Here is a 14,024-nt window from a genome sequence, read left to right as displayed (position 1 = left end):
GCGGTCGCGTGTCATGGGGTCCCTCGTTCGCCATCACCGTCCGGCCCCTCCGGAACACAAAGCATCATATACGGTGATGGCTCGCCTGCGACCACTGGTCCATGGGGCCTAGGGACTTCGCGGGGCGGGTGACGGCGTGAACACGACGGGCAGCGACGTCAGGCCGCGCAGCCACGGGGACGGGCGCCGGGTGAGCGACTCGGCGGGGACGGCCAGGTCGATGTCGGGCAGCCGGTCCAGCACCACCTCGATCGCCGTTCTCGCCATGACCTCCGCCATCTCCTGCGCCGCGAACGGACAACGGTGTTCGCCGTGTCCGAAGGCGAAGTGCGCGTGGTTCCCGCCGGTCGGGGCCGACTGGTGGGTGCGCACGTACGGGTCGTTGTTGGCGGCCTGGAAGCCGAGGAGCAGCAGATCCCCCGCACGGATGTGACGCTCGGCCAGGAGCGTGTCGCGCGCGGCCCACCGGCCCGAGACGATCTGTACGGGCGCCTCCTCCCACAGCACCTCGTTCATGGCCTCGGCGACGCTGTTGCGGCCACCGAACAGGGAGGCCGCGAACCGGTCGTCGGTCAGCATCAGCCGGAGGGAGTGGCTGATCCAGTCGGCCACCGGCTGATGGGCCGCCGCGGCGATCTCCAGCAGGTCGTGCATGACGTGCTCGTCGGTGAAACCGGTGTCCGCCGCCAGCATCCGGCCCACCAGGCCGTCCCCGGGACGCCGCCGCTGGGCGGCCACCAGCCCGGCCGTCGCCGCGGCCAGGTGCCGCATGCCCGCGGCCGCGCGCTCGTTGCCGTCGACCATGTCGTTGAGCGCGGCCACCAGCGCCGGGCCGTCCTCCTCGGGGAAGCCGAAGAGCACGGCGAGGACGCGCATCGGCAGCAGCTTCGCGTAGTCGGTGACGAGGTCCGCCCTCCCACTCGCGCACACCGCGTTGATCAACTCGTCCGCGAAGTACTCGGTGTCGCGGCGCAGCCGGAACAGGTCGACCCCGTCCAGACTCGAGTTGAGCGCCGCCTTGCGCTCGATGATGTGCCTGCCGCCCGCGCCCGGGTCCGGCGGGAACTGCCGCAGGATCATCGGCAGCAGCGGCCAGTCGTCGGGGAGGGACTGCCACTGGTTCCACAGGGCGAAGTCCCGGCTGAACAGCACCGGGTCACCGGTCACCTGGTGCAGTTCCTGGTAGTCGATGACCAGCCAGGCCGGTACACCGCCGTCCAGGACGACCGGCACCACGGCCCCGTGCTCACGCCTCAGCGCCCGGTAGTCGAGGTCGGACTCGGCCAGGAACGATGTCCCGCTCAGGGGGACGGGCTCGGTCATACCAGTTCCTTCCGGAAGGCCGGACCACGGGACTCCAGGAGCCGGCGCACATGCTCGACCAGCTCGATCAGCACGTTCTTGACGGACTCCCGTGCACGCGCGTCACAGTCGATCAGCGGGACGTACGGGTCCAGGTCCAGGGCGGCACGGACCTCTGCGGCCGTGTGGCGGGGGCCGCCGAAGTCGTTGCAGGCGACGACGAACGGGATGCCCTGCTCCTCCAGCCGGTCGATGGCGTACCAGGAGTCGTCGATGCGCCGGGTGTCGACGAGGACGACCGCCCCCAGGGCCCCCGAGAAGAGCCGGTCCCACAGGAACCAGAATCGTTCCTGCCCCGGCGCGCCGAAGACGTACAGCACGTTGCGGGCGTCCAGGCTGATGCGGCCGAAGTCGAAGGCGACCGTGGTCGCGGACTTGGCCCGGACCGCGCTGACGTCGTCGACGGACTCGCCGGCCCGCGTCATCGTCTCCTCGGTACTGAGCGGCCGGATCTCACTGACCGACCGGACCAGGGTCGTCTTGCCGACGCCGAAGCCGCCGACGATCACGATCTTCAGGCCGTTGTCGGCCTGGGCACCCAGCGGTACGCGGGTGTCAGAGCTTGCGGAGTCCAACGAGCACCTGCTCCAGGAGACGGGAATCGGGAAGTGCGGCGGCCCGCGGGTGACGGGCGCTCACGCGGCCCGACGCGACCAGGTCCGACAGCAGGACCTTCGTGATGCTCACCGGCAGCCGCAGGGTGGCCGCGATCTCCACGACCGCCGTGGGCCGGTCGCACATCCGCAGGATCGCGGTGTGCTCCGACTGCATGCCCGGGGCCGGCGCGCACTCCGCGACCACGAGCGTCACCAGGTCGAACCGGACCGCCGGGTCCGACCTGCTGCGGCCACCGGTGATGGTGTAGAGGCGGTCGGGAGTGTCGTCCTTGCCCGGCCGGCTCATGACGCCCGGGGAGGTGCTACGAGGTGCTCGCCGAGTTGCTCGACGAGTTCGCTCATGGTGTGCCCCACGAGACCGGGGTCCACGTCGTCCGCGGTGACCACGGCGAGGTGGGCCCCCGCGCCGGCCTCCACGATGAACAGGACCCCGCCGTAGAACTCGGTCATGGCGGAGCGCACGCCGCCGGTGCCGTCGCCGAACTCCATCGACGCGCCCTGGGACAGGGCCTGGATTCCGGCGGCGATCGCGGCGAGTTGGTCGGCCTGGTCGGCGGACAGGCCGGGGGTACGGCACAGCTTCAGCCCGTCCCGGGACAGCACGAGCGCGTGCCGGGCGCCGGGGGTGCGCTCCAGCAGGCCCTCGATGAGCCAGGTGAGTCTGTCGTCAGCGGTGTGGATGCCCGTCATGAGGTGGTTCTGCCTTCCGGGAGCGAAGGGGTGTCGGCCGTTTCGTGGGGGGTGGCGGTCCGGATGGGGTCGGCGGCGGTCGCCGGTGCGGCGCGGCCTTCGGCGCGCTCCCGCGCGGTACCGCGCACGGCCTGGCGGAAGCTGCTGAAGCGGGCGGTCCGTGCCTTGGCGTCCTCCGGGGTGAGCGGTCGTCGTCCGGATCCGGTCGTGGCCCGGTCGCGGCTGTGCTCGGCCGCGGCGAGGGCCTGCCCGCGACGGCGGCGGGGGAGGGCGCCGGTGCCGTCGGGGGCGGCGGTCGCGGGTGCGTCCGGTGCGGGGAGGGCCGGCGTGTCCGTTCCGCGGTTCCCCGGGGCGGGGCCGTCCCGTCCGGGACTCCACGAGGGACCGGCCGCGGAGCGGGAGACGGGACGACCGGGGTCCACGGGCGTGCCTGGGGCCGGCGCACGGACCGCCGGGGGCTGTGCCGCGGACTGTGTCGCCGGGCGGGTCAGAATCTCCTGCGGGAGCAGCAGCAGTACGCCGGTGCCGCCGCGGGAGGAAGGGCGGAAGGACACCCGCAGGCCGTACTTGCGGGCGAGCCCGCCGACGACGGCGAGGCCGAGCCGGGTACCGCTGAGGCCGCCGATATCGGTGACGGCGCCGGAGACCGCGTGCTCGGCGCGGCGCAGCTGCACCTCGCTCATGACCAGACCCGCGTCCTCCACGGACACGATCGCGCCGGACGGCACCTCTTCGACGTACACGTGGACCTCGGCGGTCGGCGGCGAGAAGTTGGCCGCGTTGTCGAGGAGTTCGGCCAGGGCGTGCATCACACCCTCGGCGGCGTGGCCGGCGACCGCGGCCTCGCCGGAGGCGTGCACACGCACTCGCTGGTAGCCGCTGATACGGCCCATGGCGCCGCGCAGGATCGACTCCATCGGGATGGGCCGGGCCCAGCGGCGGCCGGAGCGGGCGCCGGTGAGGACGGCCAGGGAGTCGGCGAGCCGTCCCGCCTGGGCGGTGCGGTGGTCGAGGTGCAGAAGGTCGGCGAGGACCTCCTCGTCCGTGTGCCGCTCCTCCATCGCGCGCAGTTCGGCCAGCATGCCGGTGGCGAGGGCCTGGAACCGTCCCGCCATGTTGCCGATCACGGAGACCGCCGCGTCCCGGGCGGTGGTCGCCTCACGCACCCGGCCGGACAGGAAGGCGTTCTCCTCCTCGAGCTTCGACACCTTCGCGGCGAACCGGTCGCGGTCGTCGGCGTGTTCGTTGCCGAGCAGAGTGCGCTGCGCTGCCAGTTCGCTGCTCAGCCGGGCGCGCTCCCGGGCGAACTCCTCTTCCAGTGCCGCGCGTTGACTCCGCAGCTGGTCGGTGTCCCGGCGCATGCGCTCCAGGTCGCGGTGTGCCCGTACGGTCGTACGCCGGCCGTGGGCGGCCAGGGCGCCGGCCGTGCCCAGGAGCACGGCGCAGCCTCCGCCCCAGGCGGCGAGGGCGGGTGTCCCACTTGACGCGGCCGCGACCACCACCGCGGCGACGAGGCCACTGACTACGGCGGTGGAGAGCACGGTGACGGCAAGGGGAAAGCGTTCGCCGGTCGTTTCAGGGGCGGTCATGAAGGATGTCCTCAGTCGTGCTCCGGAGGTGTCCGGAGCAGGCATGGCGGGCAGACCTGGTGGACGTCAGCCGATCCGGCGTCCACCAGGCTCTACATATATAAAATATTAGATCAGTTCGCGCCAGTGTTGGCGCGAATCTTGTCTCCGGCCGGCACGGAAAACTCAGTCGCCGGTCCGAGGGCGGCATCCGCGTCGCCACCCCGTGCGATCCACCGGACCACCTGTTGCAGCCGGTCGAGGAAACGCGGCACGTTGACACGGGCCTCGGGCGTGTCCGGACAGGTGACCTTCAGGTAAGTGCGGTCCCAGCAGCGGTTCACCCACATCATGACCTCGCTGCTCGGACTGGAGTCGTAGAGTCCGTTGCAGTTGGCGGCCGCCCAGTCACGCGAGCCCTGCGCGTGTCTGCCGTCGATGTAGGAGACGATCGGCAGCACGGCGGAGTCGTCGGACTGCAGGGGCAGCCCGGCCAGTTCGGCCACCCGCAGCGGGGAGACCCGGGCCAGCTTGCAGGCGCCGCGGAATCCGGCGCCCGCGGCCGCCAGGAGTCCGGGCAGGGACAGCGGCCGGCCGTCCTCCTCCCCGGTCAGCGGGAAGGCGACCGGCACGAGGTTGATGAACCATCCCTGTGCGGTGAGCCAGCGCGGCTCGTTGCGGGTGTGCACCACGGACAGACCGCGGTACACCTCGCGTCCGCCCAGTTCCCGGTGGAGCACACCCAGCGCGGCCAGCAGACCGGCGGAGAAGCCGGCACCGTGTGGCCGGCACACCTTGGCGAAGGCGTCGGCCTCGTCGGCGGTGAGCAGATCGAGTTCGAAGGACAGACTGGGACGCGTCTCGCCCGCCGGCACCCCGAGACCGAGCGGGAAGGACGGGAGCGGGCCGGACAGCAGGAACTCGACCCAGCTCCGCACCCCGGGCGAATCGGCCTGCAGGGTGGCGGCCCGCTCGCGCTCGAGGGCGCCGGCCTCGACGTAGCTGCCGGCTTCGGGCAGCACGGCCTCGGTACCCTCCACCTCGGCCCGGTACAGGGTGCGCAGCTCGTCGAAGACGAGGAGGACGGAGTAGGCGTCGCTGTGCGCGTGGTCGATGGCGAAATAGACGGTGGAGGAGTTCTCGCCGAGAACGGCCCCGGCGGTGAACGGCGGCCAGGCCATCGGGCTGGTGCCGCTGCCGAACTGCTCGCGCAGATGTTCCCGTACGGCCTCGGGGGAGGCGAACTCGCCGCGGGGCACCGGCTGTATGTCGACGTCCTCGGCGGCGACCTTGTGCCGGATCAGCGCCGTACGGACGCCGTCCGGGGCAGCGGGGCCCGCGGCGGCCACCTCGTCGCGGGTCCCGCCGGGGGTGCCCCGGTCGGGAGCGGGGTTGTCCGGCTCGGCCGAGAACCAGGTCAGCACCGTCTCGTGGCGCAGTGCCCATTTCTTCCAGGCGGCGGCCATGGCCGCGGTGTCGATCCGCCCCGGCAGGTCGAAGGCGAGTCCCACCCACGGGGACTGGGGCCGTCCGGCCCGGAGGTTGGCCAGGTAGCGCAGGAGGTGGTTCTCCTGCACCGGGGAGGGCGGCACCGGATGCACCGGTGCCCGCCGGGCCTTCTCGACGGCCTCTTCGGGAACCCGGAACTCGACCAGTTCACCGGCCTGCGGCACGTACTCGGACAGGAAGGTCATCAGCACGGGGTGGGTTCCTTTCCTCTGCCGCCGCAGGTACAGGCCGCGGACGCGTGCGGACGGGGACGGGGCATGGCGGACGGCAGGTCGCCGGCGGCGGTCTGCCGCACCAGGCGGCTGGTCTCGGTGAGATAGGAACGGACGGCGGTCCGGGCGGTCCCGGAGTCGGGGTGGCGGTGGCTCACGTAGACGCCCTCGCGCGTGCGCATGAGCCAGAGGTAGACCTCGTGCGGGTGGATGCGGCGGCTGCGCAGTGCGGTGGCGTTCCACTCCGTCCACCGGCCGGCGCCGGGCAGGGAGCGGATGTCCATGTACGAGACCATGAACCGGGGTTCGAGGGGGAGGCCGAGCAGCTCGGTGAGGCGGGCCAGTGGTGCGCAGGCGAGCGGGCGGGCGCGCCGCAGGGCCTCGCCGGATTCCTTCAGCACCTGTTCGAAGCCGTCCCCGCCACGCACCGCGACGCTGACCGGCGCGATCCCCACGTACCAGCCCAGGGACCGGTGGAAGCGCCGTTCGCCGCGGGTGTGGAACGGCGTCACGGTGCGGAAGCTCTCCTGGCCCGACAGGCGTTGACCGGCCAGGGCGTGGCAGGCGAGGAGACCGGAGAAGAAGTCGCCGCCACCGCGTCTGCACACCGCCTCGAAGGCACGTGCGCCCTCGGCGTCGAGCAGCCAGTCCAGGCCGCCGGTCTGGGGGACCGGCGCCGGGGCGTCCCCGTCGGCGACCGGGAGGACGAACTCGGGGAGCCTGCCGCCGCCCTCGGCCACGAACTCCCGCCACTGCCGGACGGCTTCGTGGTCGCCGTGCAGCCGGGCGGCGTCCTGGCGTTCGGGACCGGCGAAGTCCAGGTAGCTGCCCACCTCGGTGAGGCGGGCGCGCCGGTCGTCGAGCGCGGCGCCGTACAACTCGCGTATCTCGTGGGCGATCAGGAGGACCGCGTAGCCGTCCACGTTGTGGTGGTCCAGGCCGACGCAGACGGTGGTGGAGTCGGGGTGCCGCACGGTGAGGAACACGAAGGACGGCCAGGCCAGCGGATCGGTGTGACCGTCCAGGACGGCTTCGAGGCGGGCGGACAGCACCCTCGGGTCGTCGAAGTGCCCGTGCTCGGTGCGCACCAGCCCGACGGCGCCCGGCCGCACGGTGCTGCGGTACATCCCGAGCAGGTCGCCGTCGGCGTACGGTTCCAGTCGGCTGCGCAGCACCTCGTGCCGGTTGATCCAGTCGGTGAACGCCTTGCACAGGGCGTACTCGTCCAGCCGGCCGGGCAGTTCGAAGGCCGTGGCCAGCCAGGAGGGACCCCGGCCGCTGGTCGCGGAGTTCAGGGCCTCGCTGAGGTGCGCTTCCTGGAGGTACGACGCGGGCCGCGCGTCGGGCATCCAGTCGGAGCTGTGGGGTGGACCGGCTGTCGGGCGCCATACCGTCAGCTGCCCGGCTGTGACCTCCAGGTCCCAGATGTCGATGAACTTCACGGCCTGCCTCGTCTGTCGCCCAGGCGATGCCTGATGGGGAGAGTGATGGTGGTGCCCGTGGGGGAGCGGTGTTGTGGTGCGGGGGCCGGGCCGCGTGCGGTCCAGGTACCGCCCGGGGGCCGAACCCGGGCCGCACGCGCTCAGCTCACGGTCAGTGGCCGGGCACGAGGACGGACGACGGTCCGTCGGCTCCCGTGATGCCCGTGTCGTACGCCGGTGCCGACTCGGTGAGCCGGCCGTCGGCACCGATCGTGAAGGTGTGCAGCTTCGCGGTGTGCGGCGCGGCCCCCGAGGCGATGTCGACCGCGTAGAGGTGCTTGCCGTCCGGGCTCAGGAAGGTGCGGGCCGGGCTGTCGCCGTCGGCACCGCTGGGGAACGGCGAGTTCCCCAGCTTGGTCAGCGCGCCGTTCGCCTGGACCTCGTAGCCGTCGATGGTGTGTGACAGTACGTTGGGGACGTACATGTAGCGGTTGTCGGGTGTGATGGTGACGGAGTGCGGCGTCGAACCCGCCGCGAACGGCGAACCGGACACCGGGGTCAGCGATCCGTCGGCCGCGATGCTGAAACCGGAGACGTTGCCGCCGAGCTCGTTGACGTTGTAGAAGTGCTTGCCGTCCGGCGAGATCGTCGGGAAGCACGGCCCGGCGCCGGTGGGGACCCGCTCCAGCGGCGCCGACGGGGTGCCGTCGCTGCCGAGGGCGAGGCGGACGATCTGCCCCTGGCGGTAGTCGCTGACGTACAGGTTCCGGCCGTCGGCCGACACCGTGGACATCATCAGACCGCTGGAGGCCCCGATGTTCACCGGCTGCCCGGTCTGGGACGGGATGCCGTTGTCCGCCACCGTGTACGTCGTGACGATGCCGCCCTTGTCGAAGAAGCCGGTGCCGCTCGTGGCGTACATGTGCCGGCCGTCGGGGGAGAAGCTGAGCCCCATCGTCGTGGCGTTGCCCGGGATCAGGATCTTCGTGGTCTGCACCCGAGTGAGCTGCCCGTTGTCGGCGACCGCGTACACCAGGATCTCGCCGGCGTCGATGTTGGGCACGGTGTACAGGAACCGGCCGTTGGGAGAGGCCGCGACCACGAACGCTCCGTAGCCGGAGGCGAACGGCGAACCCGGGACGCGCTGCGGCGCGGCGCCCTCGTCGTCGGTGACGTTGACGGCCGCGAGGTTGTTGGACAGCACCCCGCCGACGTAGATGTGGTTCACGGCGGACGCCGACGCGGACGTGGCACCGTCGGCGCCGAAGGCGGCCGGCGAGGAGGTGCCGAGGAGGGACAGCACCAGGGCGCCGGCCGCGGCGTACGCCATGCGCCTCCGGTACGACCTGCCCTCCCGGCGGGCGGGGCCCGGACCGGACTGCTGCGGACAGGTGCCGGGGAGTTCGGAAGTGGTGATGCCTGCCATCTGGTGCTCCATGTGGTCGCGGGGCTGTGCAGTGGAATGTGCGGGTGGATCACTGACGCGGAACCGCGTTGCCTGGTGGGAATGCGGACTGTGTCTCTGCGGCTCGTTCTTCACAGTAGGGAGGAATTCGGTGTCCACCTGTCCAAAGAATTGGACACTCCTTCACGGGCTTGCGGCAAAGAGGACGAGGGGCGCGTTGGGCGCATATGTCGACCTGATCTGACCTGCAAGGATTATGGTGGTGACACAAATAATTAAGAGCGCGCGGTAAGTTTTCGACGATGCCGTGGGGATTCGGTGATCGAGGGCGCACGGGTGTCGGACGAATCTGGCGTCCATGAATTGCTCCGCATGCTTTCACCGATTCAGGCGTCCGGTGCGCATGCCCGGAACACAATTGCGGGCATGCGCACCGGACCGGTCTTGACCGGGCCGGCCCGGTGTCAGTGGATGCGCAGCGCCCGCATGCGGTTGTAGAGGGTGGACCGGCTCACGCCGAGCGCCCGGGCCGCCTCGCGCCTGTTCCCGTTCGCGGCCTCGATGGCGGCGATGATGACCTCGCGCTCGGCCTGACGGAACGGCGAGGCCGGGGAGGGCCGGTCACGGTGCGAGACCGGCAGGTCCGAGGGGAGGATGTCCCCGGCCGTACGGACCTGGGCGAGGCCGTGCACCGCTCTGCGCAGCTCGGCCAGGTTGCCCGGCCAGGGCTGCGCGGCCAGCAGGCGCAGGGTCTCGGTGGTGAGCCGGACGCGGCCGAAGGCCGAGGTCTCGCTCAGCATTTCCTGCGCCAGTCGTGGGATCTCGTGCCTGCGGCGCCGCAGCGGCAACAGATCCTGACGCGTGGCGCACACCCCCACGAGCGGGGCGTGCACGCCTTCGAGGTGGCCACCGGGCGTGGAGGTCATGATGATGCCGCGCCGTGCGCCGGGGAGGGACTTGGCCAGCAGCATCGTCAGCCGCTCGGACAGGAACTCGATGTTCTCCAGGACGACCGCCGGCCCCTCTCCGTCCAGCAGCGCTCCCAGGGCCCCGGCCCAGGAGGTCTCGCCTCGCAGGACCACCGCGGCGCAGTCGAGGGTGACGGCGCCGGACCCGGCCGCCCGCCGTGCCTCGGTGGTCCGGCCGCTGCCGGGCTCGCCGACGACGAGCAGCGGCCACTGGGCCGCCGCCTCGGTGCGGGCACCGTCACGGCGGGGTCCGCGCTGCGGGACGATGACGACGAGTACCCCGTCGGCCCCTTCGACCGGCGTGCAGGTCAGCTCGACCGGCCAGCCGGACGCCAGGACCAGCCGGTGGGTCCGCTCGCGGACGGGACCGACCGCGTCGGCGCACGCCTGGATCGCCGGATGATCGGCGGGCTGGAGCAGGTCCAGCGCCGGGGGATTGGCCAGGACGAGTCCCGGACCGAGGGCGACGACCGCACGCCCGCGATGGCGTGCCGCCGCCTGGAACGCGGCCAGCAGCCGCCGTTGGCCGAGGGGCGAGTCCTGCCGGAGCCGGTCCTGGATCTCCTTGACCACGTGCCGGATCAGAGACGGCAGCAGCGGGTGCTCCGCCCCGGCGAGGCAGGCGACGTTGACGACGCCCTCGACCCGGCGCGTCACCGGATGTACGACCGGATGCCCGTAGCAGGAGAACGGATCGAACGCCCTCAGGAAGTGCTCGGACCCACGGATGAACAGCTCCTGCCCGGTCTCCAGCGAGGTACCCACGCCGTTGGTGCCGATCTGCTCCTCTTCGACAAGGACCCCCGGCGCGATGCCGATGTCCGCCACCGCGTCGCTGAACGGCACGTCAGTGAAGCGCGTGTCGAGGACACGAGCCGACCGGTCGGCGAGCAGCAGCGCGGCCGGAAGGCCATCGAGCTCGTCCTGTGTCCGTCCCAGCACCGGGTCCGCCGCGCGGACGAGTCCGCTCTCCTCGTCGATCGGGGACCGGACGAGGCGGGGCGCCGCGTCCGCGCGCAGCCCGTGCCGCCGGGACCGGGCCCACGACGACTCGATCACCGGTCGGGACGGTCCCGCCTCTTCTAACGGACTCTCGTGCATGTCGGCCCCTCCTGTCGTCGGTGTCGGCTCCCGTGCCGACTCGAAACGACCCGCCCCAGTGCGAGGCTGTGCGCATCCGGCCGTGCCGCGTTCGGTCCGGCATGTCCGGCGTGCCGTGGTGCAGCGGCTCGGGCGGTGGTTTTCCATCAGACCCTGGTGCCGGAGAATCTCGTATCATATAAAAAATTTCAAGGGCTTCGACGTGACGCGGTGAGGCACCCCGACCCGACCTCCGTGCCGCGGCCGACGCGGGTGGCTGGCCGGCCACCCGCGACGAACAGTCGACAAGACGCCCATAAACAATAGACGTAATAATTGGGACGACGACGATGTCCTCCCGGAGGAGGAAGATGGGCGGGACAACCGCTGGAGCCGGCCGGGCCCCGCACGCAACCGCCGACGTCGCGACCGCGGTGCTGGACGCGCGGGGTGTCGTGGTGCGCTGGTCCGAGGCGGCCGCGGAACTGCTGGGCTGGACCGCCGAAGAGGTGTGCGGCCGTCCCGTGAGGGACCTCTTCGCCGGGGAACCCGCCGGCGAGACCGACGAGACCCGCATCCCCACCGACGGCCGGGCGCAGTTGCGGCGCCGGTCCGCCGATCCGGTCGACGTCACCTACCGCGTGGTGCGGCTACAGCCCTCCGCCGACCACCTCATGCTTCTCGCGCCCACCCAGCGGGTGGTCGACTGGGAACAGGGCGCGCACCTCCTGGCCGGTCTGCTCAGCCAGGACCGCATCGCCTTCCGGGTCCACGACGCCAACTTGAACATCGTCCTGAGCAACGTCCACTCCGGTCCCTCCGGTGCCGGCTCCTCGGTCGTCCACTCCGTCACCGGGCCGGCGCCTCGGACGTCCGCACGGGACGTCGAGGCGGCGCTGCGCCGGGTGCTCGAGACGGGTGTCCCGCTGGTGGGGGACTACCTCGGTACGACGGCGCGCATCCCGCAGCGGGAGGAAGTGTCCCTGTCGGCCTTCCGGACGGGAGTGGACCAGGGGGCCCCGGTGGAGGTCGTGGCCCTGTACCTCGACACACTCGGTCAGCAACGCGTCCGCCGCGACCTGGCCCTGCTGCACCGGACCGCCACGCGGATCGGCGGCTCCCTGGACGTCACCCGTGTGGTGCGGGACTTGGTTGACATCCTCGTGCCCGCCTTCGGGGACCTGGCCTGGGTGGACCTCGCCGACGCCGTGCCGGGCGGCGACGAGCCCCCCAGGCTGGCCGGCGGCGGAGAACTGCACGTGCACCGGGCGGCGATGGCCTCCGCCGGTGACGACCCGTGGCCCGCCGGACTGCTCCAGCTCGGTCAGCAGGTCCCGAGGGTGCCCACCTCGACCACGCTCAGGGCCGTCCAGGAGGGCCGGGCGGTGATCCTGAACCGGGCGGTGGTGTCCGACGTCCTGGACGGCGACGAGTCACTGGTCCGGATGTTCGTCCCCGAGGGCGGACACTCGGGGGTGTGGGCCCCCCTCTTCGCGCGCGGACTGGTGCTGGGCAACCTGACCGTCTGGCGCACGGACCAGCAGGACCCCTACGACGAGCGGGACGCCGACCTGCTGGCCGAGATCGCTTCGCTGGCCGCGCTGAGCGTGGACAACGCCCGCCGCTACACCCGCGAGCGCCGCTCGGTGCTGGCACTGCAACAGCGCCTGCTGCCCCGGCCCGTGGGTGACCATCCCGGGGCCGAGACGGCCGGTCACTATCTGCCGGCCGGAGAAGGCACCGAGATCAGCGGCGACTGGTACGACGTCGTGCCCCTGCCCTCCTTCCGGGTCGCCCTCGTCGTCGGCGACGTGGCCGGCCACGGGCTGTACGCGACCGCCACCATGGGCCGGCTGCGCACCGCCGTGCGCACGCTCGCGGACCTGGAACTCGACCCGGTCGAACTCCTCACCCACCTCGACGACCGGGTGCAGCAGCTCACCAGGGAGGCGGACCTCGACAGCCCGGTGGGTGCCACCTGCCTGTACGCCGTGCACGACCCCGTCACCGGGCGCTGCGCGCTGGCCAGCGCCGGTCATCCGCCGCCCGTGGTGATCCGGCCCGACGGCACCACCGAGGTGATCGGCGTGGCCCCCGGGCCGCCGCTGGGTGTGGGCGGCATGCCCTTCGAGATGACAGTCGTCGACCTGGAACCCGGCAGTGTCCTCGCCCTCTACACCGACGGTCTGATCGAACGCGAGGACGGTGACCTCGACGCCGGAGTGCGGACGCTGGCGGAGGACCTCGCGCGGCTGTGCGGCCCCGGCCGGTCCCTGGACGAGGCGGGCCGGGCGCTGGTGTCCCGGTTCGGCGAGACCGCGCACCGCGACGACGCCGCGCTGCTCCTCGCCAGGGTCCGGGCGATCCCGGCGGACGACATGGCGCACTGGGAGTTCGACGCCGATCCGGCCGTCGTGGCCACGGCCCGGCGGGCGGCCGCCGAGCAGCTGGACGCCTGGGGGCTGGCGGAGATGGCCTTCACCACCGAACTGATCGTCAGCGAGCTGATCACCAACGCGGTCCGCTATGCCGGCGGTCCGGTCAGCCTCCGGCTCATCCGGGACGGCGCACTGGTCTGCGAGATCACCGATCCCAGCAACACCCAGCCGCGACTGCGCCGGGCCCGCTGGACCGACGAGGGCGGCCGAGGGCTGTTCCTGGTCGCCCAGCTGAGCACCCGGTGGGGCTGCCGTTATGGCCGGCAGGGCAAGACCATCTGGGCCGAGCAGCCGCTCACCCCGGAGCCGGTCGACTTCGCTTCGCTGATATGACACCACCGCTCGGCTTGCCTCTCCGAGCGGTGAGGTGAGACCGTTGACAGTTCATACATTATATATGAAGCTGCGTTGACGGATGTGCTCGACAGCGCGTACGGGAGCGCGGACAGGGGGAGCCGACGATGACGGTGGACGGGATACCGCGGGGGAGAGGGGCGCTCGTCGAGCCGGAGCGCATGCTGATCGGCGGCTCCTGGGTCCCGGCCCGGTCGGGCAGGACCTCCTCCGTGATCGATCCCGGCACCGGCAACGTGGTCGCGCGCACCCCCGAGGGCGACCTGGGGGACGTGGACACGGCGGTGCGAACCGCCCGGAAAGCGTTCGAGGACGGCCGTTGGACGCGGCTGTCCGGTGCGCAGCGCGGTGTGGTGCTGTGGCGCGTCTCGCAGCTGCTGGAGCAGTACGCGGAGGAACT

11 protein-coding genes are annotated in these 14,024 nt (G+C 71.9%); 2 read left to right on the top strand and 9 right to left on the bottom strand.

Annotated elements, in window-relative coordinates:
- Nucleotides 1–108: 108 nt before the first annotated feature.
- The 9 genes from AB0E62_RS39155 to AB0E62_RS39115 all read right to left on the bottom strand — a co-directional run bounded on the left by AB0E62_RS39155 (nt 109) and on the right by AB0E62_RS39115 (nt 10,811).
- Nucleotides 109–1,323: a cytochrome P450 gene (locus AB0E62_RS39155; protein ID WP_362205637.1), complete on the bottom strand. Its 1,215-nt coding sequence runs from the start codon at nt 1,321–1,323 to the stop codon at nt 109–111.
- Nucleotides 1,320–1,937: an ATP/GTP-binding protein gene (locus AB0E62_RS39150; protein ID WP_362205634.1), complete on the bottom strand. Its 618-nt coding sequence runs from the start codon at nt 1,935–1,937 to the stop codon at nt 1,320–1,322. The genes AB0E62_RS39155 and AB0E62_RS39150 overlap by 4 nt, the downstream gene beginning before the upstream one ends.
- On the bottom strand, nt 1,918–2,265 hold the full coding sequence (locus tag AB0E62_RS39145; protein ID WP_362205632.1) for a DUF742 domain-containing protein: 348 nt from the start codon (nt 2,263–2,265) through the stop codon (nt 1,918–1,920). Before AB0E62_RS39145 ends, AB0E62_RS39150 begins: the two co-directional genes overlap by 20 nt.
- Nucleotides 2,262–2,669, bottom strand: a complete 408-nt coding sequence (locus tag AB0E62_RS39140; protein WP_362205629.1) for a roadblock/LC7 domain-containing protein — start codon at nt 2,667–2,669, stop codon at nt 2,262–2,264. The genes AB0E62_RS39145 and AB0E62_RS39140 overlap by 4 nt, the downstream gene beginning before the upstream one ends.
- The gene (locus tag AB0E62_RS39135) at nt 2,666–4,258 is read right to left on the bottom strand and encodes an ATP-binding protein (RefSeq protein WP_362205626.1); all 1,593 of its coding nucleotides are present in this window, start codon (nt 4,256–4,258) and stop codon (nt 2,666–2,668) included. Before AB0E62_RS39135 ends, AB0E62_RS39140 begins: the two co-directional genes overlap by 4 nt.
- 113 nt (nt 4,259–4,371) lie before the next feature.
- A complete protein-coding gene (locus AB0E62_RS39130; protein WP_362205640.1) occupies nt 4,372–5,931 on the bottom strand; it encodes a condensation domain-containing protein in 1,560 nt (519 codons plus the stop codon).
- The gene (locus AB0E62_RS39125; protein WP_362205623.1) at nt 5,931–7,400 is read right to left on the bottom strand and encodes a condensation domain-containing protein; all 1,470 of its coding nucleotides are present in this window, start codon (nt 7,398–7,400) and stop codon (nt 5,931–5,933) included. Before AB0E62_RS39125 ends, AB0E62_RS39130 begins: the two co-directional genes overlap by 1 nt.
- A 151-nt stretch (nt 7,401–7,551) precedes the next feature.
- Nucleotides 7,552–8,805 carry a beta-propeller fold lactonase family protein gene (locus AB0E62_RS39120; RefSeq protein ID WP_362205620.1) on the bottom strand — a complete coding sequence of 418 codons (1,254 nt, stop codon included), beginning with the start codon at nt 8,803–8,805 and terminating at the stop codon, nt 7,552–7,554.
- Nucleotides 8,806–9,248: 443 nt separating this feature from the next.
- Nucleotides 9,249–10,811, bottom strand: a complete 1,563-nt coding sequence (locus AB0E62_RS39115; RefSeq protein ID WP_362205618.1) for a helix-turn-helix domain-containing protein — start codon at nt 10,809–10,811, stop codon at nt 9,249–9,251.
- 392 nt (nt 10,812–11,203) lie between these two features.
- Between AB0E62_RS39115 and AB0E62_RS39110 the strand changes: the two genes are divergently transcribed.
- Both AB0E62_RS39110 and AB0E62_RS39105 read left to right on the top strand, forming a co-directional pair.
- Nucleotides 11,204–13,603 (top strand): SpoIIE family protein phosphatase, encoded by a 2,400-nt coding sequence (locus tag AB0E62_RS39110; RefSeq protein WP_362205615.1) that lies wholly within the window; start codon nt 11,204–11,206, stop codon nt 13,601–13,603.
- 128 nt (nt 13,604–13,731) lie between these two features.
- Nucleotides 13,732–14,024 (top strand): aldehyde dehydrogenase family protein (locus AB0E62_RS39105; RefSeq protein ID WP_362205612.1); only part of this gene is annotated, 293 nt, incomplete at its 3' end.

Source organism: Streptomyces sp. NPDC038707 (genome assembly GCF_040636485.1).
Taxonomy (GTDB): Bacteria; Actinomycetota; Actinomycetes; order Streptomycetales; family Streptomycetaceae; genus Streptomyces.
Note: the sequence above shows the minus strand (reverse complement) of the source record. Positions and strands in the feature narration are given on the sequence as shown.

Bases quoted from the DNA above. Each gene is read 5' to 3' on its own strand.
- AB0E62_RS39140 (WP_362205629.1), bottom strand. From the start codon at position 2,669: ATGACGGGCATCCACACCGCTGACGACAGACTCACCTGGCTCATCGAG.
- AB0E62_RS39155 (WP_362205637.1), bottom strand. From the start codon at position 1,323: ATGACCGAGCCCGTCCCCCTGAGCGGGACATCGTTCCTGGCCGAGTCC.
- AB0E62_RS39110 (WP_362205615.1), top strand. From the start codon at position 11,204: ATGGGCGGGACAACCGCTGGAGCCGGCCGGGCCCCGCACGCAACCGCC.
- AB0E62_RS39120 (WP_362205620.1), bottom strand. From the start codon at position 8,805: ATGGCAGGCATCACCACTTCCGAACTCCCCGGCACCTGTCCGCAGCAG.
- AB0E62_RS39145 (WP_362205632.1), bottom strand. From the start codon at position 2,265: ATGAGCCGGCCGGGCAAGGACGACACTCCCGACCGCCTCTACACCATC.
- AB0E62_RS39130 (WP_362205640.1), bottom strand. From the start codon at position 5,931: ATGACCTTCCTGTCCGAGTACGTGCCGCAGGCCGGTGAACTGGTCGAG.
- AB0E62_RS39135 (WP_362205626.1), bottom strand. From the start codon at position 4,258: ATGACCGCCCCTGAAACGACCGGCGAACGCTTTCCCCTTGCCGTCACC.